Consider the following 24,288-nt stretch of genomic DNA (forward strand, 5'->3'; position numbering starts at 1 on the left):
ACCCCACTCTGCTTGATTCAACCGCCTCAGCGAAAGGCTAAGTCCTATGTCGCTTCCCCCCCTACAAGGGGGAAATAGAACGATAGTCTGTAAAAAATGATCGGAGCCGCGCCAAAAGGCTAAGGCGCGGCTCCTGAACAGCGGTGTCTTGGGGACCACCGCCGTTTGACTTAGTCCTTCGTCACAAGACGGTAGTAGACGAAGTCGGAGGTGGCGCCGTTGACGTAACCTTCGACGTTTTCGGCCATGGCGATGGTCAGCGCGGCCTGGAACATGATGACGATCGGGGAAGAGGCCTGGGCCTCCTTCTGGATCTCGATATAGGCCTCGTTGCGCTTGGCCTGGTCGGCTTCGGCCAGGGCAGCGGTGACCTTGTCGTTCAGTTCCTGGGGCACGGCCCAGGCGTTACGCCAGGTGGTGGTGGCCGTGTAGTTCTCGTCGGAATTGTCCGAATTGTAGGCGAAGGCCTTGGCGTTGGAGTGCGGGTCCATGAAGTCGGGGCCCCAATAGAGCAGCATGGCCTGGTGGGTGCGCTCGCGATACTTGGTGATCACCTGGGCCCCCGTGCCGGGCAGGATTTCGAAGTTGATGCCGGCTTCGGCAAAACCGGCCTGCAGCGACTGGGCGATATCGGTGAACGGAGTCGAGTTGATCACGTCGAGGGTGACGTTGATCGGGGTCTCGACGCCGGCATCAGCCAGGATCTGCTTGGCCTTTTCGACGTCATAGGTGAAGGGCGTCTCGTCATAGGAGCCAGGGAAGCCCTTTGGCCAGAAGGCCTGGTGCTTTTCCATCTGGCCCTTGAGGAAGGACTGGGTCATGCCGTCATAATCAACGAGATAACGGGCAGCTTCCCAGACGGCCGGCGGGGTCAGCGATTCCGTCTTCTGGTTGAAGGAGAGGAAGTGCACAGCTGCCTGCGGGTAGGTCTCGACCTTGACCGCATCGGTGGAAAGGCTGGTGATCTGGTCGGGCGTCAGGTTCTTGGCGATGTCGACATCGCCCGAGGTCAGCAGCAGCTGCTGGGTGGCGGCTTCGGCAACGTGGCGGATGATGATCGACTTCATGGCGGGGGCGCCACGGAAGTAGTTTTCATTGGCGGTCAGGCGGACGATTTCAGCCGGACGGTAATCCTCCATCACGAAGGGACCGGAGCCCGCCGAATGGGTGTTGAGCCAGGCATTGCCCATGTCGCCTTCGACCTCGTTTTCCATGACGAGGACTTCATCGACGATGGAAGCCGGGCGCGAGGCCAGCACGTTGAGCACGAAGGCCGAGGAGAAATCACCCTCATACTTCACGACCACCTTGCCATCGGCAATGGTGACCATCTCGGCCATGTTCTCAGGGGTCCAGCCGAGCTGGGCGAGAATGAAGGCCGGGGTCAGGTTGAGGGTGATGACGCGGTTGAAGGAGAACAGCACATCCTCCGGACGCACCGGATTGCCCGAGGCGAAAGCGGCGTCGCGCAGGGTGAAGGTGATGGTCTTGGCCGCGTCGTCGGCGGTCCAGGTGCTGGCCAGGCCGGGGGAGAGGACCGTGGTGTCCTCGGCTTCGTAGCCCACCAGGCGGTCATAGACATTGGTGTTGATCTCGCCCGAGGTGAACTCATAGGCCTGGGCCGGATCGAGGGCGACGATATCGTCGATATTCTGGGCCACGACCAGCGCGTCGGCGGGGGTGGCGGCAAAGGCGGCAACACTGCTCAAGGGCAGCGCCAGCGCCGTGGCCAGCAAGGCAGCACGGAAGAGTTTCATCTGCGTTTTCTCCTGTTGGTGGCACCTTGAAGGACTGGTTCAGCCGAACCTCCCCTGCCCTCAAGGTGCCTATTTGACGAGTTTCTTCTTTTTGACCGGCACGATGCCGATTTTTGCAACCGTCTCGGCCTGGCGGGTGGGCCGGGCCGAGGAACGGAAGAGCGCGAGCGTGCCTGTCCAGAGCAGGCGCGCGGGTTTGTCGGTATGGTTGGACCATGAATGGGGGCGATTGCCGCGGAAATGCAGGCTATCGCCGGCGCTCATGATCATCTCGTCGCCATCGAGCCGCTGGGTAATGGCGCCATCGAGCACGTAGAGAATTTCCTCGCCCTCATGGGCCACCGTTTCGGAGCGATAGCCCGGCGGCACGACCATGATGAAGCTTGAGAGCATGTTGCCGGGAAAATCGGTGCCGAGGCGCTCATAGATGATGGAGGAGCCATCGAGCGAGAACTGGCCGCGCTCGCCGGCCCTTGTCAGCGCCGTCCTGGTGCTGGGGGCGGAAACGAAATAGTCGATGCCGACCCCAAGCGCCCGGGCAATCTGAGCCAGCGTGCCCAAGGAGGGCGTGGCATGATCGCGCTCGACCTGGCTGAGATAGCCGACCGAGACTTCGGCCGACTTGCCCAGAGCCTCAAGCGTCAGATGCAGCTGGCGGCGACGGGCACGGATCAGCGCCCCTACCTTGGGGCGCCCCTCGCTCTGCGGTCTCTGCTGGGCTGCGTCTGTCATCAGGCTACCATAATTTTTTTGATATAAGCAAAGTTTTCTGTATGGTGAAAGCGAAATGTGAAGGCGCTGACGATCTGCAGATGATTCAATCTGCGGGCGTAGTTCCTTGTTTTCCCAAGGGGAAATTGCCTTGAGCGTCACGTCGCAGAGCACCAGTGCAGAGGATAGCGGTTTTGTCACGCGCCGTCGCTGGCGTCGTCGCGTGACGGCGATTGCCGGTTTCGTGGCGACGGTTTTCCTCACCTTTCTGGGCCTGCTGGCCATTACTTTCTTCATCGGCCGGGTGATCCCGATCGATCCGGTGCTGGCAGTGGTCGGCGACCGGGCGAGCAACGAGGTCTATGCGGCGGCGCGCACGGCCATGGGGCTGGACCAGCCGCTGGTGGTGCAGTTCTTCCACTATGTGGTCAGTGTATTCTCCGGCGACCTCGGCCAATCGGTGAGCACCGGGCGCTCGGTGGTGGAGGACCTCAGCCGGTTCTTCCCGGCGACGCTGGAAATGGCGACGATCGGCATCATCATCGGCTTGACGCTGGGCGTGCCGCTGGGGGTGATTGCGGCGAGCCGGCAGGGCTCGGTGATCGACCAGATCATCCGCGTGGTGGGCCTGCTGGGTTATTCCATGCCCGCCTTCTGGCTCGGCCTGGTGGGTCTGGCCCTGTTCTATGCGCGGCTGCGCTGGGTCGGTGGGCCGGGCCGGCTCGACATCTTCTATGACGGGCTGGTCAGTCCCGTCACCGGCATGCTGCTGATCGACAGTCTGCTGGCGGGCGAAATCGACATTTTCTGGAATGCGGTGACGCATCTGATCCTGCCCGCTTCGGTGCTGGGCTTTTTCAGCCTGGCCTATATTGCGCGGATGACGCGCAGCTTCATGCTCGACCAGCTGAGCCAGGAATTCGTGACCACGGCGCGGGTCAAGGGCGTGCCTGAACGGGTGGTGATCTGGCGGCATGCGTTCAACCCCATCCGGGTTCCGCTGATCACGGTGATCGGGCTGAGCTATGCCGGCCTGCTCGAAGGCTCAGTGATGATCGAGACCGTGTTCTCCTGGCCCGGCATCGGCAATTACCTGACCACGGCTTTGCTCAATGCCGACATGAATGCGGTGCTCGGCTCGACGCTGGTGATCGGCGCGGTCTTCATCTTCATCAACAAGTTTTCGGACGTGCTTTATCGCGTCCTCGACCCAAGGGCCCGCTGATGAGCACACGTGACTGGCTGCTGGAAGATTCGCCGCATTCGCGCTGGCAGGCCAATGCGGGACGGGCCTATCGCGTCTTTACCGCCTTGCTGCGCAATCCCCTGTCGGTGCTGGGCGGGATCATAATCCTGGTACTGGTGCTGACGGCGGTGTTTGCGCCCTGGATCGCCCCCTATTCCGCCACGGGCCAGGACCTGGCCAACCGGCTGGCGCCACCTTCGGGCACGCATTTCATGGGGACGGACGAGCTGGGGCGGGACATCTTTTCGCGGGTGATCTGGGGCAGCCAGATCACGCTGACCATTGTGGGTCTGGTGGCGCTGATCTCGGCGCCGCTCGGCCTGCTGGTAGGCGCTGTGGCGGGCTATTTCGGCGGCTGGACCGACCGGCTGCTGATGGGCTTTACCGACATCTTCCTCTCCATGCCCAAGCTGATCCTGGCTTTGGCCTTCGTGGCGGCGCTGGGACCGGGCATCAACAATGCCATCATCGCCATCGCCATTACCGCCTGGCCGGCCTATGCGCGCATTGCCCGAGCCGAGACGCTGACGATCCGCAATTCCGAGTTCATCGCCGCGGTGCAGCTGCAGGGCGCCTCGCCGCTGCGGGTGATCGTGGGGCATGTGCTGCCGCTGTGTACGTCGTCGATGATCATCCGCGTGACGCTCGACATGGCGGGGGTGATCCTGACCGCGGCGGGCCTGGGCTTTATCGGCCTGGGCGCCCAACCGCCGCTGCCCGAATGGGGCGCGATGATCTCGCGCGGCCGCACCTTTATCCTCGACCAGTGGTGGGTGGCGACCATGCCCGGCTTTGCCATCATCATTGTGAGCCTGGGCTTCTGCTTCCTCGGCGACGGGCTGCGCGACGTGCTCGACCCCAAGAACGAGGGCAAGTAGATGGCCGGTCCGGTGCAAGCTGAAGTACCCCCACCCTCGGTCCCTCCCCACAAGGGAGAGGGAGGCGCAAAGCCAATGCTGTCGGTAGAAAATCTGCGCGTCAGTTTTCCGACCCATCGCGGCCGCGTCGAGGTGGTCAAGGGGATTTCGTTCGAGCTTGGCCGCGAGCGGCTGGGCATTGTCGGCGAAAGCGGCTCGGGCAAGTCCATGACCGGGCGGGCGATCCTCAAACTGATCCGCAAGCCGGGCCTCGTGACAGCGGACCGGCTGGAATTTGACGGCGTGGATCTGCGCGCCCAGAGCGAAAAGCAGATGCGGGCCATTCGCGGCGCGCGCATTTCCATGGTGATGCAGGACCCCAAATTTTCGCTCAACCCGGTGATGACGGTGGGCGAGCAGATCGCCGAAGCGCTGGTGACGCATGAAAAGCTGGGGCGGCATGAGGTGCAGGAGCGGATTCTCGCCATGCTGGACTCGGTGCGGATCGATGATCCCAAGCGCGTGGCCAAGCTCTATCCGCATGAAGTGTCGGGCGGCATGGGGCAGCGCGTGATGATCGCCATGATGCTGATCCCCGAGCCGGAGCTCTTGATTGCCGACGAGCCGACCTCGGCTCTCGATGTCAGTGTGCAGGCGCAGGTGCTTGATATCATCGACGATCTGGTGACCCGCAAGGGCATGGGGCTGATCCTGATCAGCCATGACCTCAACCTCGTCAGCCGCTATTGCGACCGGATCCTGGTGATGAATGCCGGCGAAGTGGTGGAAGAATGCGCGGCGGGGCAACTGGAGCAGGCCAAGCACCCCTATACACGCGGGCTACTCGCGGCGATGCCGACCATCAACGAAAACCGGGATGAGCTGCCGGTGCTCGACCGCAGCCAATGGGCGGGCACATGAGCGCGATCACGCTAAGCGACCTCAGCATTTCCTATGGCGACACTACGGTGGTGCATGGGGTGAACCTCGACATTGCCGAGGGCGAGAGCTTTGCCCTGGTGGGCGAAAGCGGCTCGGGCAAGTCGACGATATTGCGGGCCATAGCCGGCCTGGCGCCGGACTGGACCGGGGCGATCTCGGTGCTGGGCCAGGCGCGCAGCCATGGTGTCGACCGGGCCGTGGCGCGGCAGGTGCAGATGGTGTTCCAGGACCCCTATGGGTCGCTGCATCCGCGCAAGAGCATCGATGCGACGCTGACCGAGCCGCTGGCCATCCATGGCATCGGCAATCGCGACAAGCGGGTGGAAGAGGCGCTGGCGCAGGTCGGACTGGACCGGCGCTTCCGCTTTCGCTTTCCGCACCAGCTGTCGGGCGGGCAGCGGCAGCGCGTGGCCATCGCCCGGGCGCTGATGCTGGAGCCCAAAGTACTGCTGCTGGACGAGCCGACTTCGGCGCTCGATGTCAGCGTGCAGGCGGAAATCCTCAACCTGCTCAAGCGGCTGCGGCGGGAACAGGGGCTGACCTATCTGCTGGTGACGCACAACCTGCCGGTGGTGAGCTTTCTGTGCGACCGGCTGGCGGTGATGCGGCAGGGCCGGATCGTCGAGGTGGCCGATGTGAGCCTGCTCAAGGCGGAGACGCTGGTGGAGCCCTATTCGCGTGAACTGCTGGCGGCGACCGAAGGGCGCAAGCTCGCCTGATTTTATCGTAGACCAAGGACTGACTTCATGACTGACCATTCCCAAGCCATTGCCACCTTCGATGCCGCCATTGCCCAGGCCAAGGGCGTCGAGCAGGCGTTTGCGGCGCTGCAGGCGCTGACCGAGGCAAGTGTGGGCGCCAAGCTCTTCACCTATATGAGCGTGGACATGCAGGCCGAGCTGGCGCGGCGGGCCTATACCAGCGATCCCGTGAACTACCCGGCTTCGGGCACCAAGCCGATCCGCTATGACAGCTGGTTCGACGTGGTGCACAAGGAGCACCGCTATTTCGTCGCCAATACGATCGCCGATATCGCCAAGGTGTTTCCGGACTATGAGCTGATCGACTCGCTGGGCTGCCAGAGCGTGGTCAATATGCCGGTGGTGATCGGCGGCGTGCTGATCGGCACGGTCAACATGCTCGATGTTGACGGCTATTATACGCCCGAGCGGGTGCAGATGATCCACGACGTGCTGGCGGTGCCGGCCAAGCTGGCGGCGCTCGTCGCAGCGCGCTAGAGCCTCCGACAGACTGAAACCAAGAACCCGCGGCGCTGGCTGCGGGTTTTTTCGTTTTGAGAGTTGTGACTGGCGCCCGCTTGCCAAACGGCTGCCGGGCGGTCAGGCTGGGCGCTCAGGACGCGGGTTGGTGCCCGTCGGCGGGGATAGTCAGTGATGATCAGAGGCAAGGGTATGGAGAGCGTCGGGGCAAGCACGGCGTCGTCGCCGGGGCTGATGAGCCGACGGGCGTTCATGGCCGGCAGTGCGGCGCTTGGCGCCCTGGCGCTGGCGGGCTGCGTCTCGGGCGGGATGAGCCTGGCGGAAGCACAGCGGGTCTATGGACCGCTGCCGGACGAGCGTTTCCCGGTTCCGGCCGTCAACCTCAACAAGGTCGACCCGAAATATCTCCGGCGGACCGTGCGGTACCCAAGCGACGAAGCGGTGGGCACCATCATCGTCGATCCGCGGCACTATTATGTCTACCGCATCGAAGAAGACGGGAATGCCACCCGCTATGGCGCCAATGTCGGTCGCGCCGGCTTTTTGTGGAGCGGCGAGGCCTATATCGGCCGCAAGGCGGAATGGCCGATCTGGACGCCGCCGAAGGAAATGATCCTGCGCCAGCCCGAGGCCGCCCCCTATGCCGGGGGCATGAAGCCGGGGCTCGACAATCCGCTGGGTGCCCGCACGCTCTATCTCTACCAGGACGGCGTCTACACCCTGTTCACGATCTACAGCACCATCATGCCCGAGACGATCGGCAAGGGCATTTCCAGCGGCTGCGTCGGCCTGCTGACCCAGGACATGATCGACCTCTACGACAAGACGCCGGTCGACACCAAGGTGGTGGTGCTGAAGGCCTAGCGTAGCGCGCGACGGCCTGCCGCCCCCTACCCCGCCTGGGCCATGAGGCTGGCATTGCCGCCGGCGGCGGTGGTGTCGATGCAGACATGGCGCTCGAGCAGCAGGCGACCGGCGTCGTCGGGGCTGGTCAAGAGCGGGATCAGCGCGCCCTGGCGCTGGCTGAGGGCCAGGCGGATGGGGCGCAGGTCGGCGTCGGCGGCAAAGCAGGCCACGGCGTCGAAGCTGTTGCTTTTGGTGAGGGCGTCGAGATCGAGCTGGGCCAGCAGCGCCGTGCAGCCGAGGCTGGCGGCGAGGACGGCCTGGGCCTGCTGGTCGGCCGGGGTCGGGCCGAGGCACAGTACGCGACCGCGGGGGGCAGTGTGCATGATATTGCTTTCGCCGGTCGGGCCCGGCAGGACCAGGGGCGCGCTGTCAACGGGACCTGAAGCACTGGTGAAGCGCGGCACGTAATGCGGGCCGCCGGCCTTGGGACCGGTGCCGGAAAGGCCCTCGCCGCCAAAGGGCTGCGAGCCGACTACGGCGCCGATCTGGTTGCGGTTGATATAGATATTGCCGGCGCACACGGCGCGGGAGACGGTGCGGACACGCGAGGAAATGCGGGTGTGCAGACCAAAGGTCAGCCCGTAGCCGGTGGCATTGATATCGGCGATGACGCGGTCGAGCTGGTCGGCCTTGAACGTGGCCACGTGCAGCACCGGACCGAAGATTTCTTCCTTGAGTTCGCCGATGCCGGAGACCCGCAGCACGGTGGGGGCGACGAAGGTGCCCTGATCGGGCGCCTTCAGGCGATGAATCAGATTCCCCGAACGCTCGTAAGTTTCGATATGGGCAAGGATTTTTGCTCTGGCAGCGTCATCGATGACCGGGCCGATATCGGTGGCCAGATGCCAGGGATTGCCCAGAGTGAGCTCGTCCATGGCGCCCTTGAGCATCTCGATGGTACGCTCGGCAGCGTCTTCCTGCAGGTAAAGCACGCGTAGAGCCGAGCAGCGCTGGCCGGCGGACTGGAAGGCGGCGGCCAGGATATCGCGCACCGCCTGTTCGGGCAGAGCGGTGGAGTCGACGATCATGGCGTTGAGGCCACCGGTCTCGGCGATCAATGGCGCGGTTGGGGCGAGATTTGCCGCCATGGCCTGCTCGATGCGTCGGGCGGTGGGGAGCGAGCCGGTAAAGACGACGCCGGCAATGGCGGGGTTGCTGGTCAGCGCGGTGCCGATCTCGCCGGCACCGGGCAGCAGCTGCAGCGCGTCGGCGGGGATGCCCGCCTCATGCATCAGCTGGACCGCACGGAAGGCGATCAGCGGCGTTTGCGGGGCCGGCTTGGCCAGGACGGGATTGCCCGCGACCAAAGCGGCGGCGATCTGGCCGGTGAAGATGGCGAGCGGAAAATTCCAGGGCGAGATGGCCGCGATGGGGCCGCGCGGGGCGGCCAGCGGCTGACGCTCGGCCTCATCGGCATAATAGCGCAGGAAGTCGACGGCTTCGCGGAGTTCAGCCACGGCGTCGGCCCAGGACTTGCCGGCCTCGCGGGCGAGCAGGGCAAAGATTTCGGCGCTATGGGCCTCGTAGAGATCGGCGGTGGCGCGCAGGGCAAGGGTGCGGGTGGCGACGGGGGTCTGTGGCCAGGACGCGGCGCCGGCCGCGGCGATGGCGGCGGTCACGTCATCGATGGTGGCGTCGGTGACGGTGCCAACGGTGTCGTTGGGGTCGGCTGGGTTCAGCAGGGCATTGGAGCCAGACGACCCCCCACCCTTGGTCCCTCCCCACCAGGGGGAGGGAGACGATGGGGCGGGCATTGGAGTGTCGATGCGTGCCGCGGGGTCCTGGGCGGAGTGGGCTGTGAGCGGGGTAGCGTGCCACTGCGTGGTGGCGAAGGCGTCGCGGGCGGTCTGCATGGCAGGGAAGGCCACGGGGTCGGTGAGGTCGAGGCCGGCAGAGTTGCGGCGCGGGGCGAAGATGGAAAGGGGCGCGGGAATGGCGGGGTTGGGGATGGCGTCACCCAGAGCCAGCACCCTGGCGATGGGATCTTCAGCGACGACGGAGGCCGGGATGTCCTCGTCCGCGATCTGGTAGACGAAGGAGCCATTGGCGCCGTTTTCGAGCAGGCGGCGGACGAGATAGGCCAGCAGATCCTTATGCGCGCCGACCGGGGCATAGATGCGGGTGCGGGTGCCGGCCGTGGTGCGCAGCACGTCGTGCAGGCGCTCGCCCATGCCATGCAGGCGCTGGAACTCATAGCTGTCACTGCCCTGCCCGACCTGCTCGGCTAAGTGCAGCACGGCGGCAGCGGTATGGGCATTGTGGCTGGCGAACTGGGGATAGATATTGCTGGCGGCAAAGAGGCGGCGAGCGGCGGCGATGTAGCTGATGTCGGTGGATGCCTTGCGGGTGAAGACCGGATAGTCGGGCACGCCGAGCACCTGGGCGCGCTTGATTTCGGCGTCCCAATAGGCGCCCTTGACCAGGCGCACCATAATGCGGCGATCGAGCGACTTCGCCGTGGCGTCGAGCCAGTCGATCAAGGGCAGGACGCGCTTGCCATAGGCCTGGACGACAACGCCGAAGCCGTCCCAGCCGGCCAGTTCAGGCGTGGCGAGCACTTCGGCAATGATGTCGAGCGACAGATCGAGCCGGTCGGCTTCCTCGGCATCGATGTTGAAACCCATATTGGCGTTCTTGGCGGCGATGGCCAATTGCCGAGTCAGATCAACCAGTTCGGCCATGACGCGGTCGCGCTGCGCGAACTCGTAGCGCGGGTGCAAAGCCGAGAGCTTGACGGAAATGCCGGGATTGTCGCGCACCGAGGGGGCGGTGCAGCGCGGCGCCAGGCTGGCAATGGCGGCGGCATAGGCGGCGAAATAGCGCGCGGCGTCGGCGCTGGTGCGGGCGGCTTCGCCGAGCATGTCGTAGGAATAGCGATAGCCCAGGGCCTCGGGCTTGCGGGCATTGGCGATGGCTTCATCGATGCTGCGACCAAAGACGAACTGACTGCCCAGCAGGCGCATGGCCTGGCCGACGGCGGTGCGGATGACGGGCTCGCCGAGGCGAGCCACGGCGCGGTGAAAGGCCGATTTGGGCGCCACTTCGGGATCGCCGAGCACTTCGGCGGTAAGGCTCAGCGCCAGGGAGGAGAAATTGACCAGGTGATTGGACGAGGCGCCGAAATGGCCGGTCCAGTTGGAGCCGCCGACCTTGTCATGGATCAGGGCATCGACGGTATCGGCATCGGGCACGCGCAGCAGCGCTTCGGCCAGCGACATCAGCGCCACGCCCTCGTCGGTGGCCAGGCCATATTCGGCGAGGAAGCTCTCCATCAGACCCAGGCGATTGCCCTGACGCACGGTGGTGACCAGGGCTTCGGCGCGGGCCGAGATGGCGTTCCGCGCGGCGGCATCCAGGCCGGTATCGGCGATCAGCTGGCGGACCAGCGTGGTCTCGTCGGCGAGGTAGCGGGTCCGCAAAGCGTGGCGGGCGGCAGCCGTGGCGGCGACGGGATCGGCGGATGCAGTATCGGACATGGCGGCTTCCTGTTGCTGGTGCGTCGCCCTGCCCTGTCGCATGCGGGTGACCGGGGTATTGCACACCGGCATGATCATGCCAGATGTCCAGAAGGCGTATCGCCTGATTGTGTGGCCAAATTCTCCGTCTCAGCGTAGAAATAACGCATCAGACAGGACAAACGCCCATGAAAACCGTCGGCTACGAGACTTTGGATCAGATCGACCGGCATATCCTTGATATTCTGGCGCAGGATGGGCGGATCAGCGTGGCCGAACTCAGCCGGCGGGTGCATCTGAGCAAGACGCCGTGCCAGACCCGGATCAGCCGGCTGGAGAAGGCCGGTTACATATTGGGTTACCGCGCGGTGATCGATCCGCGTCGGCTCGGCCTGCCGCATGTGGCTTTTGTCGAGGTCAAGCTCAGCGATACGCGCAAGGCGGCGCTGGCGGCGTTCAACAAGGCGGTGCGGGCGATTCCAGAGGTGGAACAGGCGCATATGATCGCCTCAAGCTTTGACTATCTGCTCAAGGTGCGGACCAAGGACATTGCCGGCTATCGCGAGGTGCTGGGGGAGCGGATCTCGGCGCTGCCGCATGTGGCCCATACCAGCACGCATGTGTCGATGGAGGCGGTGAAGGGCGACGAGGAATAGGCGACCAACCGCGCGCGGTCAGGCGCGACGCTGGCGGGGGACGTCATCGTCCGCGGCCCCGGGAGCGGCGACGTCGATCGCCGTGCCAATGGCCTCGATGCGCGCCCGGCGCTGGGCGGCGCTGGCGGCCTGGCGCACGTAGAGGGCGTGATAGCGCTTGAACTGGTCCAGGGCAGCCGGGGCGTCGCCCAAAGCCTCCATGATTTCGGCCAGCCTGCCCGCGGCGCTGACGTGGTGCTCGAGTTGATTGCCCGAGTCCGCCAGCTGCACGGCCTGGACAGCGCTGTGACGGGCTTCTTCCAGCCGGCCGGCGCGCAGCAGCACGGCGCTGAGCGTGTCGAGATAAAGCAATTGCAGGCGCAGGCCAGGCTGGTCCAGCAGGTCGGCGCACTGATCCAGCAGGACCAGGGCCGCGTCGGCACTGCCTTGCAGGGCCAGCAGCCGGGCATTGTTGGCCAGCGCAAAGCGCAGGGTCCAGACGTCACCGCCGTGCTGGGCATACTGGATGGCAATAGCGGTGACTTCAATGGCGGTAGCGCGCTCGCGCGCGGCGCGATCGGGCTCGGCGCCGGCGTCGGCCTCGTCAGCGAGCCGGGCGTGGCAGATGCCCAGATTGAGCAGATAATAGGCGGCGCCAGCCGGATTGGCCTGATGGACGGCGATGGCGACGGCCTGTTCCACCAGACGCGCGCCCCGGGCGGACTGCCGGCAGGCGGCCAGGACGAGGCTCCTGGCGCTGAGGGCGAAGGCGAGCATGCCGGCGTCGTCCCTGGCGATGGCCAGGGCCAGGGCCTGGCTGGCACTGGCATCGGCCTGATCGCTGAAACCGAGATCGAGATAAAGCATGGCGGCTACGGCCAGGGCCCGCGCCAGTTCGACGTCATTATCCTGCTGCTGCCACAGGCGCCGGGCGGCCAGGGCGCATTCCAGCCCCTGTTCGGGGTCGCCGATGCGGTAACAGCTCCAGGCCATTTCGCCCAGGGCCGCCGCCATCAGATCAGAATTGCCGTTGGCCCGGGCCCCGGCATAGACCAGCCGGAAGGCGCCCAAGGCCTCGTCGAACCGCCCTGCCCGCAGCAGTTGCGTGGCGTGAATGAAGTCGTCGGTCATGACGCGAGAAAGAGGCATCGGCGCTCGTGGTGTTGGTGGCGGCACCATAGCGCGATTGTCTGGTCAATTTGCTAATATCGCTGCGAAATCTGGCGGCAAGCGTACATTAGCGCCCAAGCCGGCTGGCTAATCGCGCGGCGGCGACCAGAGCGGGGTTTCGCGCGCCAGCGGGGTCATGGTCTTGATGTCGTCGCCGCGGCGCATGGCAATGTTCATGCGGAAGCTGTTGCCGATGCGCTCGGAGCGCTCGATGAAGAGGGCGGCGATATCGGGCGGACAGAGGTCGGTGGCGGTGCGGCGGAACAAAGCCAGCCAGCGCTGGAAATGGGCGTCCGACAGCTCGGGAATGGCCATGTGCTTGGGCATGGGGCGGCCGGCATAGCGGCCGGTACCCAGCAGCATGGAGCTCCAGAAATCGGCAATGGTGGCCAGGTGGTGTGGCCAGGCCTCAGGGGCGATGACGCGGTTGAAGACCGGGCCGAGCAGCGGGTCACGCCGGGCGTCGTCATAGAAGGCGTTGACCACCGCGGTGATCATGGCTTCATCCAGGCCAGGCGGGGTTTCCCAGCCGACGCGCTGGTGCTGCGTGCCGATGGGCGGGCGCGGATTGTCGGTCATGGGTTCAGGCCTCGCGAATGACGTAGCTGCAGCGACGACCGCCCGAGACGATATGCTCGGTGCGGGTGACTTCGGCCGTGGGGCCGAGGACGGCGCGAAACACCTCGAGCTCGGCACGGCAGAAGCCCTGGCAGGCGGTGGCGGCAGCGCAGATGGGGCAGTGGTTTTCCAGCAGCAGCAGCGAGCCGTCTTCCTGCTCTTGCCATTCGGCCATATAGCCCTCCTGGCTGCGCAGGTCGGCAAGGCGGGCGACGCGGTCGCGCAGCACCGTGGCATCGGCCATGGCGGCTTCGTAGGCGGCGCGCGTGGCGGCTTCGCGGGTGGCGATGACGCTGTCGAGGGCGCCCTCGCCCAGCGTGGCGCGGACAATATCGAGCAGCTGCACGGTGAGCGCGGCATGGGTATCGGGGAAGCGGGCCTGGGCGGCGGCGGTGAGCGCCCAGAGCTGGGTCGGCCGGCCGACGCCGCGCGCCTCGCTGGTGGCAATGACAAGCCCGGTCTCGGCCAGGCGGGCGAGTTGCTGGCGCGCGGCCTCGCCGGAGGTGCCCAAAGCCGTGCCGATGGCGGACGCCGACAGCGTGCCGTGCATCTTGAGCAGCATGAGCACGCGCTCGGCCGGGTTGCGGGGCGACCAGGCCGAATTGTCCAAGGCGCGGCTTGACATATCAGGCGCAAGGGTTTTCAAAGTCATGACTTGGAATTTAACCGGCATGGCCGTCAAACGCAAGTGCGGCGCCGTGCCCAACGCTGGAGAAGCCCAATGGCTTTCGAACTCCCCGCCCTGCCCTATGCCACTTCTGCCCTTGCCGATCGCGGCATGGGCCAGGAAACCCTGGAACTGCATCACGGCAAGCACCACCAGGCCTATGTGACGGCACTGAACGGCTTCGTCGAGAAGAACCCTGATCTGGCCGGCAAGTCGCTCGAAGAGATCGTGCTGTTTGCCAAGGACAAGCCGGACCTGGCGCCTGTGTTCAACAATGCCGGGCAGCACTGGAACCATATCCACTTCTGGAATGCGCTATCGCCCCAGGGCGGCCAGCTGGGCGGCAGGCTCGAAGCCATGATCGTCGCGGATTTCGGCTCGGTGGCGGCGTTCAAGGACGCGTTCAAGACCGCGGCAACGACGCAGTTCGGTTCGGGCTGGGCCTGGCTGGTGCTGGGTCCGGACGGCAAGCTCAAGACGGCCAAGACCCCCAATGGCAGCAATCCATTGGCCACCGGCGAGGGCAAACCGCTGCTCGGCCTGGACGTCTGGGAGCACAGCTATTACCTCGATTTCCGCAATCGCCGCCCGGACTATGTGAGCAATTTCCTTGATACGCTGGCGAACTATGCGTTTGCCGAAGCCAATCTGGGCTAAGAGACAGCCAGCCGGCCGGCGCCGTTCATCAAGACGGCGCCGGCACAGACGAGATCACGCTGGCCACAGGCCCCGGCGCGGGCCTAGATTGCCGGCAATGCGCAAGGCCACCACAAACATTACTCCGCCCGCTGCTGCGACAGTCCGGAGAAGGAACTTGACTACACTCATGGCCGATTTTGACCTGCCCGACAGCATGAAGCTGCGCCCGCCCCGCCACCCCCTGGTGGGCAATGCCGAATTCCGCGCCGCCATGGCGGCCATGGCCGCCACCGTCAGCGTGGTGACGGCGCAGCGCGGCGACGAGCGGATCGGCCGCACCGTGACCTCAATGCTGTCGCTGGCCATGGAGCCGCCGACCATCCTGGTGTCGATCGACATCATGAGCCGGCTGGCCGACATCATCGCCAAGACGCAGGGCTTTTCGCTGGCCATGCTGGCCGACGACCAGCAGGCGGTGGGCAATGCCTTTGCCGGCGGGCTGCCGGCCGCAGAACGGTTCGGCGTGGGCGAATGGTCGCGCTGGCCCTCGGGCCATCCGATGCTGGCCGGGGCGGTGACGGCGCTCGACTGCGAGGTGATCGGGGCCATCGAGACGGGCACGCATGTGCTGTTTGCCGGGGCCATCATCGAGGCCGAGACCATTAACAGCCGCTCGCCCCTGCTGTGGCAGCGGCACCATTATCACAAACTCGGCGGGCTCGACTGAGGGCCCGATTGCTGGCAGGCTGCCCAGACTGCCGACAGGGCGGCCTGCAGGCCGCCAAGAGAGGTTTCGGGTTCGCCCGGAAAGAGCGCGTGCCAAAATTCTACTTTCACTACCGCACCGATGACGAACTGATCGAGGACAAGGCCGGGAGCGAATTGCCGGACCTCGAGGCAGCCGAGCACAATGCGGCTGCCCTGGCCAAGGCGATTGTCGAGCACGCCGCCAGCAAGGGCGACGATACGCGCGTGCCGCGCTCGATCGAGATTACCGACGCGGCGGGCGAAGAACTACTCTACCTGGTATTCTGGGCAGGGCCGAAGCTGGGTGAAGGTCCGGGGTCGGCCATGGACCCCGGCACGACGGTGCATTGACGGCGGATGGCCGATCAGGCGTGGCCGGTGACCGTGACGATCAGCACGAGGGATGCGGCCAAGCCGGCATAGGCGAGAAACTTGGTGGTGTAGGTCAGAAACTTGGGCATGTTGGACATGTGGGGTTCCTACTCGCAGCGCATATCTAAGACTACCACATCAGTAGTGTATTGCAAGTGTTACCGAGGGTCGCCAAACGGGTGCGGGAGAAACGCTTTGCTCGAATCGCCGGCAAAGCCAGAAAAACCGCATTGCTGGCGCGCTCAAGCCGACCTTAGCGCAACTTCATTCCAGACTGTTACCGGAGCCTTAATGCCAGCCCGGCGTCATCGGGGTTTGGTTTTGGCCTGATATTGGCCAAAGGCATGGCAGACAGGGGCGCGGGCGGGCCCTAGAGTGGGCTCGAAGCTGAGGAGTCGCCGGATGAATGTGGTACTAGCCAATCGCCCTGTCCTGCTGGAACGCGCTGCCGCGCTGGCGAGCGAGGACGCCGGCTTTGCGCAATTCTTCCGGGCGGCCGTGCTGGCCACCGACAGCGAGGACCTGTCGCGGCAGGCGCCGGACAGGTTCGAGACCATCCTGCGGCAATCCTATGCGCATTTGCTGGCCTATGACGGCGCGGGCAGCCGGCTGAGCGTGACGCAGCCGGCCCAGCCCGGCGATCCGTTGGTGCTCGACATTGTCTCGCCCGACATGCCCTTCATCGTCGACAGCGCGCTGGCCGCGCTGCGGGCCGCCGGCGGCACGGTGCGGCTGTTTGCCCATCCGGTGGTGCGGCAGGCCAATGGACAGGCGCTCAGCGTGCTGCATATCCACAGCGACCCGGTCAGCGACGTGCCAGCGCTGGTGGCGGAAATCGAGACTACCATGGGCGAGGTCGCCAAGGCAGTGCGCGACTGGCAACCCATGCTGGAACGGCTGCGCCGCAAGATTGAAAATCTGGGCAAGCTCAAAGCGGGCCAAGTCGATGAGTCGCTGCGCTTCCTCGACTGGCTGGCGGAGCACAACTTTACGTTTCTCGGGATGCGGGAATACGCCATTGATGGCGACGCCCTGGTGCCGGTGGCCGGCAGCGGACTGGGCATTCTGACCGATCCGGACGTCAAGGTCCTGCGCAGCGGGCCGACCTTTGTGGAATCCACGCCCCAGCACGCCGCCTTCATCGCTTCGGCCGAGCCGCTGCTGGTGACCAAGGCCAATGTGCGGGCGCGGGTGCACCGCCGCCAGCACATGGATTATGTGGGCATCAAGATCTATGACGCGGCCGACCAGGCCGTGGGCGAGCTGCGCATTGTTGGCCTGTTCACAGCGCAGGCGCTGGCAACGCCGCATACGGACGTGCCGATCATCAGGCGCAAGATTGCCGAAGTGATGCGCAAATCGGGCGTCGATCCGATCGGCCATGATGGCCGCGCCCTGCTGAGCGCGCTGGACAGCTATCCACGCGACGAGCTGTTCCAGATCGGCGTCGATCAGTTGTTCGAATTCGCCACCGCAATAGCCGCGCTCTATGACCGGCCGCGCGTGCGGGTGCTGCCGCGCATCGACCGGTTCGACAATTTCGTCTCGGTGCTCGTCTATGTGCCGCGCGACCGCTATGACGGGGCGGCGCGCGAGCGCATCACCGCCTATCTGGCCGAGGTCTATGATGGCCGCGTCTCGGCGTTTTACCCGCATTTCCCCGAGGGAGAACTGGTGCGGGTGCACACGATCATCGGCCGGATCGGCGGCAAGACGCCCCAGCCCAGCCGCGGTGAACTGGAAGCGCGGGTCGATGCCCTGACCAGCAATTTCGGCGACCTGCTGATGGCCACGGCGGCGGATCCCGCCGCGATCAGCGACTATCGCATGGCGTTTTCGGCGGCGTATCAATCGCGCAATACGGCCGAGATCGCGCATGGCGACATCGCCGTCCTGCGGGAACTGGGCGACAGCGGCAGGGTCGCCATCAAGCTGCGCGACCGGGTCGGCGGCGACGGGGCACTGGGGCTCAAATTCTACCACCGCGAGCAGGCCATTCCGCTGAGCGACCGCGTGCCGATGATCGAGGTCTTCGGCTTTCGGGTGATCGACGAGCGCACCTATACGATCGATCCGCGCGACGGGGTGACGCGCTATCTGCATGACATGGTGCTGGCGACGGCCGATGGCAGTTTTTTTGACATTGCGACCAATGGCAAGGCCGTAGAAGACGGGCTGCTGGCCGTATGGGACGGGCTGGCCGAGAGCGACCAGCTCAACACGCTGGTCAGCCGCACGGCGCTCAGCTGGAACGATGCCGCATTGCTGCGGGCGCTGTCGCGCTATCTGCGACAGATCGGGATTTCCTATTCGCAGCGCTATATCGCCCAGGTGCTGGTGAACCAGCCGGCGGCGGCCGAAGGGCTGGTGGCCCTGTTCAACGCGCTGTACGATCCGGCCGAGAGCGACCGCGCAGCCAAGGCCGATGCGGCCCGGGCAGAGATCGAGGCGGCACTGGAGGCCATGACCTCGCTGGACGAGGACACCATTGTGCGCCGCTACCTCAACCTGATGGAAGCAGCGGTGCGCAGCAATGCCTTCCAGCGCGATGCCGAAGGCAATCGCCCGCCGGCGCTGGCGATCAAGTTCGACAGCGCCAAGGTGGACGGCATGGTGGCGCCGCGGCCCTATCGGGAAATCTCGGTCTATTCGCCGCGGGTCGAAGGCATCCATATGCGCTTCGGCGCCATTGCCCGCGGCGGGCTGCGCTGGTCGGACCGGCCGGAGGATTTCCGCACAGAGGTGCTGGGCCTGGTCAAGGCGCAGCAGGTGAAGAATGCCGTGATCGTGCCGGTCGGCGCCAAGGGCGGCTTCGTGCCCAAGCGCCTGGTGGCGGGGATGCCGCGCGAGGCCTTCCAGGCCGAGGGCGTGGCCAGCTACAAGATTTTTGTCGGCGCGCTACTCGACGTCACCGACAACCTGGTCGAGGGCAAGGTGGCGCCGCCGGCCGATGTGGTGCGACGCGATGGCGACGACCCCTATCTGGTGGTGGCCGCCGACAAGGGCACGGCGACATTCTCGGACACAGCCAATGGCATTGCCACCAGCCGGGGCTACTGGCTGGGCGACGCCTTCGCGTCGGGCGGGTCGGCCGGCTATGACCACAAGAAGATGGGCATTACCGCCCGCGGCGGCTGGGAGGCGGTAAAGCGCCACTTCCGCGAAATGGACCGCGATATTCAGAGCGAGCCGTTCACCGTGGCCGGCGTGGGCGACATGAGCGGGGACGTGTTCGGCAATGGCATGCTGCTGAGCCCGCAGACGCTGCTGGTGGCAGCCTTCGACCATCGCGACATCTTCATCGATCCGATGCCGGACCCGGCGACGAGCCTGGCGGAACGGCAGCGGCTATTCGCCCTGCCCCGCTCGAGCTGGCAGGATTACAATACGGCGCTGATCTCGCGCGGCGGCGGGGTGTTTTCACGCAGCCTCAAATCTATCCCGCTATCGCCAGAAATCAGGACCCTGCTGGGCCTGACGGTGGATCATGCCACGCCGAGCGCGGTGATGACGGCGATCCTCAAGGCCGATGTGGACCTGTTGTGGTTCGGCGGCATCGGCACCTATATCCGCTCGGCGCTGGAAACCAATGCCGAGGTCGGCGACCGGGCCAATGACGGCATCCGCATCACCGGCACGGACGTGCGCTCCAAGGTGGTCGGCGAAGGCGCCAATCTGGGAGTCACCCAGCGCGGGCGCGTCGACTATGCACTCAAGGGCGGGCGCATCAATACCGACGCCATCGACAATTCGGCCGGGGTGAATTCGAGCGATCTTGAGGTCAATATCAAGATCGCGGTGGCGCCGCTGCTGGCCGACGGAACGCTGGATTATGAGAGGCGAAACGCTTTTCTCGTCACCATGACCGAAGAGGTCGCCGCGCTCTGCCTGCGCAACAACTACCTGCAGGGGCTGGCGCTATCGCTGGCCGAGCGGGCGGGCCTGGCCGAACTGCCCGACCATCGCGAGCTGATCGCGGGGCTCGAAGCGCGCGGCTTGCTGGACCGGGCGGTGGAATTCCTGCCCAGCGAGACCGTGCTGGACGCGCGGGCGGCGACCGGCAAGGGGCTGGCACGGCCCGAGCTGGCGGTGATCCTGGCCTATGCCAAGCTGGTGCTCTATGCCGACCTGCTGGACGGGCACGAGATGGACGACGCCTATCTGGCCGGCGAGCTCTATCGCTATTTCCCCGACACCCTGCACCGGGTCTATCCCGAGGCGGTGACGCGGCACCGGCTGAAGCGCGAAGTCATCGCCACCGTGCTGGCCAATGCCATGATCAATCGCGGCGGCCCGGCCTTTGTCAGCGAGCTGACGGCCGCGACCAGCGCCAGCCCGGGGGAAGTGGCGCTGGCCTATGCCGCCACGCGTGATGCCTATGGGCTGACCGACCTCAATGCCGCGATCGACGCGCTGGATACGGCGGTGGATGGCGCGGTGCAGCTGGGGCTTTATGCCGAGGTGATGGCGCTACTGCGGCAGGAGAGCCTGTGGTTCCTGCGCAATGCCGATGTAACGCAGGGGCTGGGCGCGCTGGTGGCCCGGCATAGCGCGGGCGTGGCCGCGCTGCGCGCAATGATTGCGCATACCCTGCCCGCCTCGCTGGTTGAAGGCGTTTCGGCAATGGCGCAGGCGCTGGTGGACAAAGGCGTGCCAGAGACCATGGCGGAGCGCATCGCCGAGCTGCCGGTGCTGGGCTATGCCAGCGATATCGTGCTGGTGAGCGAGCGGGCCGGCGTTGCGGTGGGCGATGGCGCGGCGGCGTTTTTCGGCGTGTTCGAAGCGTTCCGGCTGTGGCCGGTGATCGCCCAGAGCCGGGCGCTGCTGCTCAACGACCGGTTCGACCGCATGGCGCTGGACCGGGCGCTGGCCAACCTGATGCGGGCGCAGCGCGACCTGACGGCCGATGTGCTCAAGGCCGCGGGCAGCACGGTGACCGCCAAGCTGGCTGACTGGCAGGAACGCAACGCGGCGGGGATCGCGCGGACGGCCGCGGCGGTGGCCGAGCTGACGCAGGGCTCGCTGACGGTGTCGCGGCTGACGGTGGCTGCCGGATTGATGGCCGATCTGGCGCAGGAATAGCCCGGACTCGCCCTGCCCCATCATGCCGGGGCGGGGCCGGTCTGGACCTTCACGGCTTGCGAACAAAAGCAGAATAGACTCTTTTGGACCGGCAACCCAAAGGTATCGATTCGTGCTTGCCAGCCCCCATTATCTTGACGCGCTCAACCCGCAGCAGCGCCGCGCCGTCGAGCACGGCACGGGCGAAGCCGCGCCGGGTCCGCTGCTGGTGATTGCCGGGGCCGGCTCGGGCAAGACCAATACGCTGGCGCATCGGGTGGCGCATCTGATCGTCGGCGGTGCCGATCCGCGGCGCATCCTGCTGATGACGTTTTCGCGGCGGGCGGCCGGCGAGATGAGCCGGCGGGTGGAGCGCATTGCGGGCCAGGTGCTGGGTACCAGCGCCGGGACCGTAACCGACGCGCTGAGCTGGGCGGGGACGTTCCACGGCATTGGGGCGCGGCTGCTGCGCGAGCATTCCATGCAGATCGGGCTCGACCCGGCCTTTACCATCCATGACCGCGAGGATTCGGCCGACCTGATGAATCTGGTGCGGCACGAGCTCAAGTTTTCCGAGGCCAAGAGCCGGTTTCCCACCAAGGGGACGTGCCTGGCCATCTATTCGCGGGTGGTCAATGCGCAGGACGAGCTGGATGCGGTGCTCAAGGCCAGCTTTCCCTGGTGCGCCATGTGGGGCCCGCAATTGCGCGAACTGTTCAGCGGCTATGTCGCGGCCAAGCAGGCCCAGAACGTGCTCGATTACGACGACCTGCTGCTCTACTGGGCCGGTATGATGGCAGAACCGGCCATGGCGGCCGAGGTGGCGGCGCGGTTCGACCATGTGCTGGTGGATGAATATCAGGACACCAACAGGCTGCAGTCCTCGGTGCTGCTGGCGCTGCGACCGCAGGGGCACGGGCTGACGGTGGTGGGCGACGATGCGCAATCGATCTACTCGTTCCGGGCGGCGACGGTGCGCAATATTCTCGGTTTTCCTGACGCCTTCACGCCGCCGGCGGCGATCGTGACGCTGGACCGCAATTACCGTTCGACGCAGCCGATACTGAGTGCGGCCAATGCGGTGATCGAGCTGGCCCAAGAGCGTTTCACCAAGAACCTGTGGACCGAGCGGCAGTCGGACGCCAAGCCGCTGCTGGTGACGGTGCGCGACGAGGCCGACCAGGCGCGCTATGTGGTGCACAAGGTGCTGGAGGCGCGCGAGGCCGGCATGACGCTCAAGAGCCAGGCGGTGCTGTTCCGGACCTCTAGCCATGCCGGGCCGCTCGAAATCGAGCTGACGCGGCGCAATATCCCGTTTGTCAAATTCGGCGGGCTCAAATTTCTCGACGCCGCCCATATCAAGGATCTGCTGGCCATTCTGCGCTGGGCGGAAAACCCGCGTGACCGGGTGGCGGGCTTTCGCGTGCTGCAATTGCTGCCCGGGGTCGGGCCGGGCACGGCCGGGCGGGTGCTGGACGCCATGGCCAGCGGGCCGGACCCGATCTGGGCGCTGGGGGAAATCCCGGTGCCGCCACGGGCCGGCGAGAGCTGGGGCGGGCTGGTTGAGCTGATGGGGCGGCTGGCGCGGCGCGATGCCGGCTGGCCGACCGAGCTGGGCTATGCGCGGCTCTGGTATGAGCCGCTGCTGGAGCAGGCCTATGACGATGCCATGGTGCGGGTGCAGGACATTCTCCAACTCGAGCAGATTGCCGGGGGCTATCCGAGCCGCGAGCGGTTTCTGACCGAGCTGACACTGGACCCGCCCGACGCCACCAGCGACCAGGCCGGGGTGCCGCTGCTGGATGAGGACTATCTCATCTTGTCGACCATCCATTCGGCCAAGGGGCAGGAATGGAAGGCGGTGCATGTGCTCAATGTAGTGGATGGCTGCATGCCGTCGGACCTTGGCACCGGCTCGGCCCATGAGCTGGAGGAAGAGCGGCGGCTGCTTTATGTGGCGATGACGCGGGCGCGCGACGAGCTCAACCTGATCGTGCCGCAGCGCTTCTTCGTGACGCAGCAGGCCAAGCATGGCGACCGGCACCTTTATGCGCAGCGCAGCCGGTTCATTCCGCGCGCCATGGTGGGGCTGTTCGAGGATATATTGTGGCCGCCGGTGAGCCCGGCGCATATCGAGGGCCTGTCGCCGGCGCCGGTGCGGATGGATATTTCGGCGCAGATGCGGAGCATGTGGAAGTGACCCCATGCCAAAGTCGGATTGTGTCGCGGCCCGGGATGGGGAGAGTGAGGCAGCCCTTCTTCCATACAAAGAGCCGCTCATGACCACCCTAGCCGACTGGCTTGCCGCCCAGAATGTCGATGCGAGCCTCGCCTCGGTAATGACCACGATGGCGACGGCGAGCGTGGAGATTGCCGGCGTGCTGCGGCAGGCGGCAATTTCAGGGCAGACCGGGCTGGCCGGGCAGACCAATGTGCAGGGGGAGGACCAGAAGGCGCTCGACGTGATCTCAAACGATATTGTTTTGAATCACATAGGGCAAAATCCGCACATCTCGATGCTGATCTCCGAGGAACTGGACGAGCCGGTTCATCTACAGAATCAAGGCGCCTATCTGGTGGCGACCGACCCGCTGGACGGCTCGTCGAACCTGGACGTCAATGTCACGGTGGGGACGATCTTTTCGATCCTGGATGCGCGCAAGGGGCTGCTGCAGCCCGGCTCGGCGCAGCTGGGCGCGGGCTATGCCGCCTATGGGCCGGCAACAAGCTTTGTCATTACCTTCGGGCCGGTAGCGGCGGCGTTCACGCTGGACGAGAGGGGCGTCTTCGTGCTGACCACCGAAAGGCTCAGCGTGCCGGCGGCGTCGGCGGAATATGCCATCAACACGGCGCGCGAGCGGCTGTGGGACAAGGCGACTAGGGGCTATGTCGCCGAGAATGTGGCGGGCGAGACCGGGCCGGCCGGCAAGCGCTACAATATGCGCTGGATCGGCTCGATGGTGGCCGATGTGCACCGCATCCTGATGCGGGGCGGAATATTCATGTATCCGCTCGACAGCGAGAACGCGGCCAAGGGCGGGCGGCTGCGCCTGCTCTATGAGGGCAATCCGATGGCGCTGCTGGTGCAGGCGGCGGGCGGGCAATCGACCACCGGGCAGCAGAGCGTGCTCGACGTGGTGCCCAGCGAGATCCACCAGCGGGTGCCGGTGGTGCTGGGTTCGGCGGACGAGGTCAAGCGGGTCGAGGCGTGGTACGCGAAGGGCTGAGGCCGCGCGGCCCGCCTGCACAATAACCGCCTAAGCCACCCCCTTGGTCCCTCCCACA

19 protein-coding genes are annotated in these 24,288 nt (G+C 65.7%); 13 read left to right on the plus strand and 6 right to left on the minus strand.

Annotated elements, in window-relative coordinates; all coding sequences use genetic code 11:
- Window positions 1-170: 170 nt before the first annotated feature.
- Window positions 171-1,757, minus strand: coding sequence for an ABC transporter substrate-binding protein (locus AC4NN3_RS06395; RefSeq protein WP_491926238.1), 1,587 nt, complete (start codon window positions 1,755-1,757; stop codon window positions 171-173).
- Between the two features lie 69 nt (window positions 1,758-1,826).
- Window positions 1,827-2,489 (minus strand): helix-turn-helix domain-containing protein, encoded by a 663-nt coding sequence (locus tag AC4NN3_RS06400; RefSeq protein ID WP_491926239.1) that lies wholly within the window; start codon window positions 2,487-2,489, stop codon window positions 1,827-1,829.
- Between the two features lie 202 nt (window positions 2,490-2,691).
- Here AC4NN3_RS06400 and AC4NN3_RS06405 point away from each other — a divergent pair, with 202 nt between their 5' ends.
- The 6 genes from AC4NN3_RS06405 to AC4NN3_RS06430 all read left to right on the plus strand — a co-directional run bounded on the left by AC4NN3_RS06405 (window position 2,692) and on the right by AC4NN3_RS06430 (window position 7,597).
- On the plus strand, window positions 2,692-3,693 hold the full coding sequence (locus AC4NN3_RS06405) for an ABC transporter permease (RefSeq protein WP_491926474.1): 1,002 nt from the start codon (window positions 2,692-2,694) through the stop codon (window positions 3,691-3,693).
- Window positions 3,693-4,592 carry an ABC transporter permease gene (locus tag AC4NN3_RS06410; RefSeq protein WP_491926240.1) on the plus strand — a complete coding sequence of 300 codons (900 nt, stop codon included), beginning with the start codon at window positions 3,693-3,695 and terminating at the stop codon, window positions 4,590-4,592. The genes AC4NN3_RS06405 and AC4NN3_RS06410 overlap by 1 nt, the downstream gene beginning before the upstream one ends.
- Window positions 4,593-4,667: 75 nt before the next feature.
- The gene (locus AC4NN3_RS06415; RefSeq protein WP_491926241.1) at window positions 4,668-5,492 is read left to right on the plus strand and encodes an ABC transporter ATP-binding protein; all 825 of its coding nucleotides are present in this window, start codon (window positions 4,668-4,670) and stop codon (window positions 5,490-5,492) included.
- Complete coding sequence (locus tag AC4NN3_RS06420; protein WP_491926242.1) at window positions 5,489-6,232, plus strand: ABC transporter ATP-binding protein; 744 nt, start codon at window positions 5,489-5,491, stop codon at window positions 6,230-6,232. Before AC4NN3_RS06415 ends, AC4NN3_RS06420 begins: the two co-directional genes overlap by 4 nt.
- A 27-nt stretch (window positions 6,233-6,259) precedes the next feature.
- On the plus strand, window positions 6,260-6,751 hold the full coding sequence (locus tag AC4NN3_RS06425) for a GAF domain-containing protein (protein WP_491926243.1): 492 nt from the start codon (window positions 6,260-6,262) through the stop codon (window positions 6,749-6,751).
- A 156-nt stretch (window positions 6,752-6,907) separates the two neighbouring features.
- Window positions 6,908-7,597, plus strand: coding sequence for a L,D-transpeptidase (locus AC4NN3_RS06430; protein WP_491926244.1), 690 nt, complete (start codon window positions 6,908-6,910; stop codon window positions 7,595-7,597).
- Between the two features lie 26 nt (window positions 7,598-7,623).
- Here the strand turns inward: AC4NN3_RS06430 and putA are convergent, their stop codons facing one another.
- Window positions 7,624-11,115: a bifunctional proline dehydrogenase/L-glutamate gamma-semialdehyde dehydrogenase PutA gene (gene putA, locus AC4NN3_RS06435; RefSeq protein WP_491926245.1), complete on the minus strand. Its 3,492-nt coding sequence runs from the start codon at window positions 11,113-11,115 to the stop codon at window positions 7,624-7,626.
- Between the two features lie 167 nt (window positions 11,116-11,282).
- Here putA and AC4NN3_RS06440 point away from each other — a divergent pair, with 167 nt between their 5' ends.
- The gene (locus tag AC4NN3_RS06440; protein WP_491926246.1) at window positions 11,283-11,750 is read left to right on the plus strand and encodes an Lrp/AsnC family transcriptional regulator; all 468 of its coding nucleotides are present in this window, start codon (window positions 11,283-11,285) and stop codon (window positions 11,748-11,750) included.
- Window positions 11,751-11,768: 18 nt separating this feature from the next.
- Here the strand turns inward: AC4NN3_RS06440 and AC4NN3_RS06445 are convergent, their stop codons facing one another.
- The 3 genes from AC4NN3_RS06445 to AC4NN3_RS06455 form a co-directional block, all read right to left on the minus strand.
- On the minus strand, window positions 11,769-12,878 hold the full coding sequence (locus tag AC4NN3_RS06445; protein WP_491926247.1) for a hypothetical protein: 1,110 nt from the start codon (window positions 12,876-12,878) through the stop codon (window positions 11,769-11,771).
- Between the two features lie 108 nt (window positions 12,879-12,986).
- A complete protein-coding gene (locus AC4NN3_RS06450; protein ID WP_491926248.1) occupies window positions 12,987-13,478 on the minus strand; it encodes a group III truncated hemoglobin in 492 nt (163 codons plus the stop codon).
- Between the two features lie 4 nt (window positions 13,479-13,482).
- Complete coding sequence (locus AC4NN3_RS06455; RefSeq protein ID WP_491926249.1) at window positions 13,483-14,142, minus strand: helix-turn-helix transcriptional regulator; 660 nt, start codon at window positions 14,140-14,142, stop codon at window positions 13,483-13,485.
- A gap of 96 nt (window positions 14,143-14,238) precedes the next feature.
- On the opposite strand from AC4NN3_RS06455, the gene AC4NN3_RS06460 reads away from it, so the two are divergent.
- The 6 genes from AC4NN3_RS06460 (at window position 14,239) to AC4NN3_RS06485 (ending at window position 24,230) form a co-directional block, all read left to right on the plus strand.
- Window positions 14,239-14,841: a superoxide dismutase gene (locus AC4NN3_RS06460; RefSeq protein ID WP_491926250.1), complete on the plus strand. Its 603-nt coding sequence runs from the start codon at window positions 14,239-14,241 to the stop codon at window positions 14,839-14,841.
- A 157-nt stretch (window positions 14,842-14,998) separates the two neighbouring features.
- Window positions 14,999-15,550 (plus strand): flavin reductase family protein, encoded by a 552-nt coding sequence (locus AC4NN3_RS06465; RefSeq protein WP_491926251.1) that lies wholly within the window; start codon window positions 14,999-15,001, stop codon window positions 15,548-15,550.
- A gap of 89 nt (window positions 15,551-15,639) precedes the next feature.
- Window positions 15,640-15,921 carry a DUF6894 family protein gene (locus AC4NN3_RS06470; RefSeq protein ID WP_491926252.1) on the plus strand — a complete coding sequence of 94 codons (282 nt, stop codon included), beginning with the start codon at window positions 15,640-15,642 and terminating at the stop codon, window positions 15,919-15,921.
- A gap of 423 nt (window positions 15,922-16,344) precedes the next feature.
- Window positions 16,345-21,024, plus strand: a complete 4,680-nt coding sequence (locus tag AC4NN3_RS06475) for an NAD-glutamate dehydrogenase (RefSeq protein WP_491926253.1) — start codon at window positions 16,345-16,347, stop codon at window positions 21,022-21,024.
- Window positions 21,025-21,136: 112 nt separating this feature from the next.
- The gene (locus AC4NN3_RS06480; RefSeq protein WP_491926254.1) at window positions 21,137-23,203 is read left to right on the plus strand and encodes an ATP-dependent helicase; all 2,067 of its coding nucleotides are present in this window, start codon (window positions 21,137-21,139) and stop codon (window positions 23,201-23,203) included.
- 79 nt (window positions 23,204-23,282) lie between these two features.
- Window positions 23,283-24,230: a class 1 fructose-bisphosphatase gene (locus tag AC4NN3_RS06485; protein WP_491926255.1), complete on the plus strand. Its 948-nt coding sequence runs from the start codon at window positions 23,283-23,285 to the stop codon at window positions 24,228-24,230.
- Window positions 24,231-24,288 lie beyond the last annotated feature (58 nt).

This window comes from Devosia sp. MDV22-iso42, assembly GCF_058629155.1.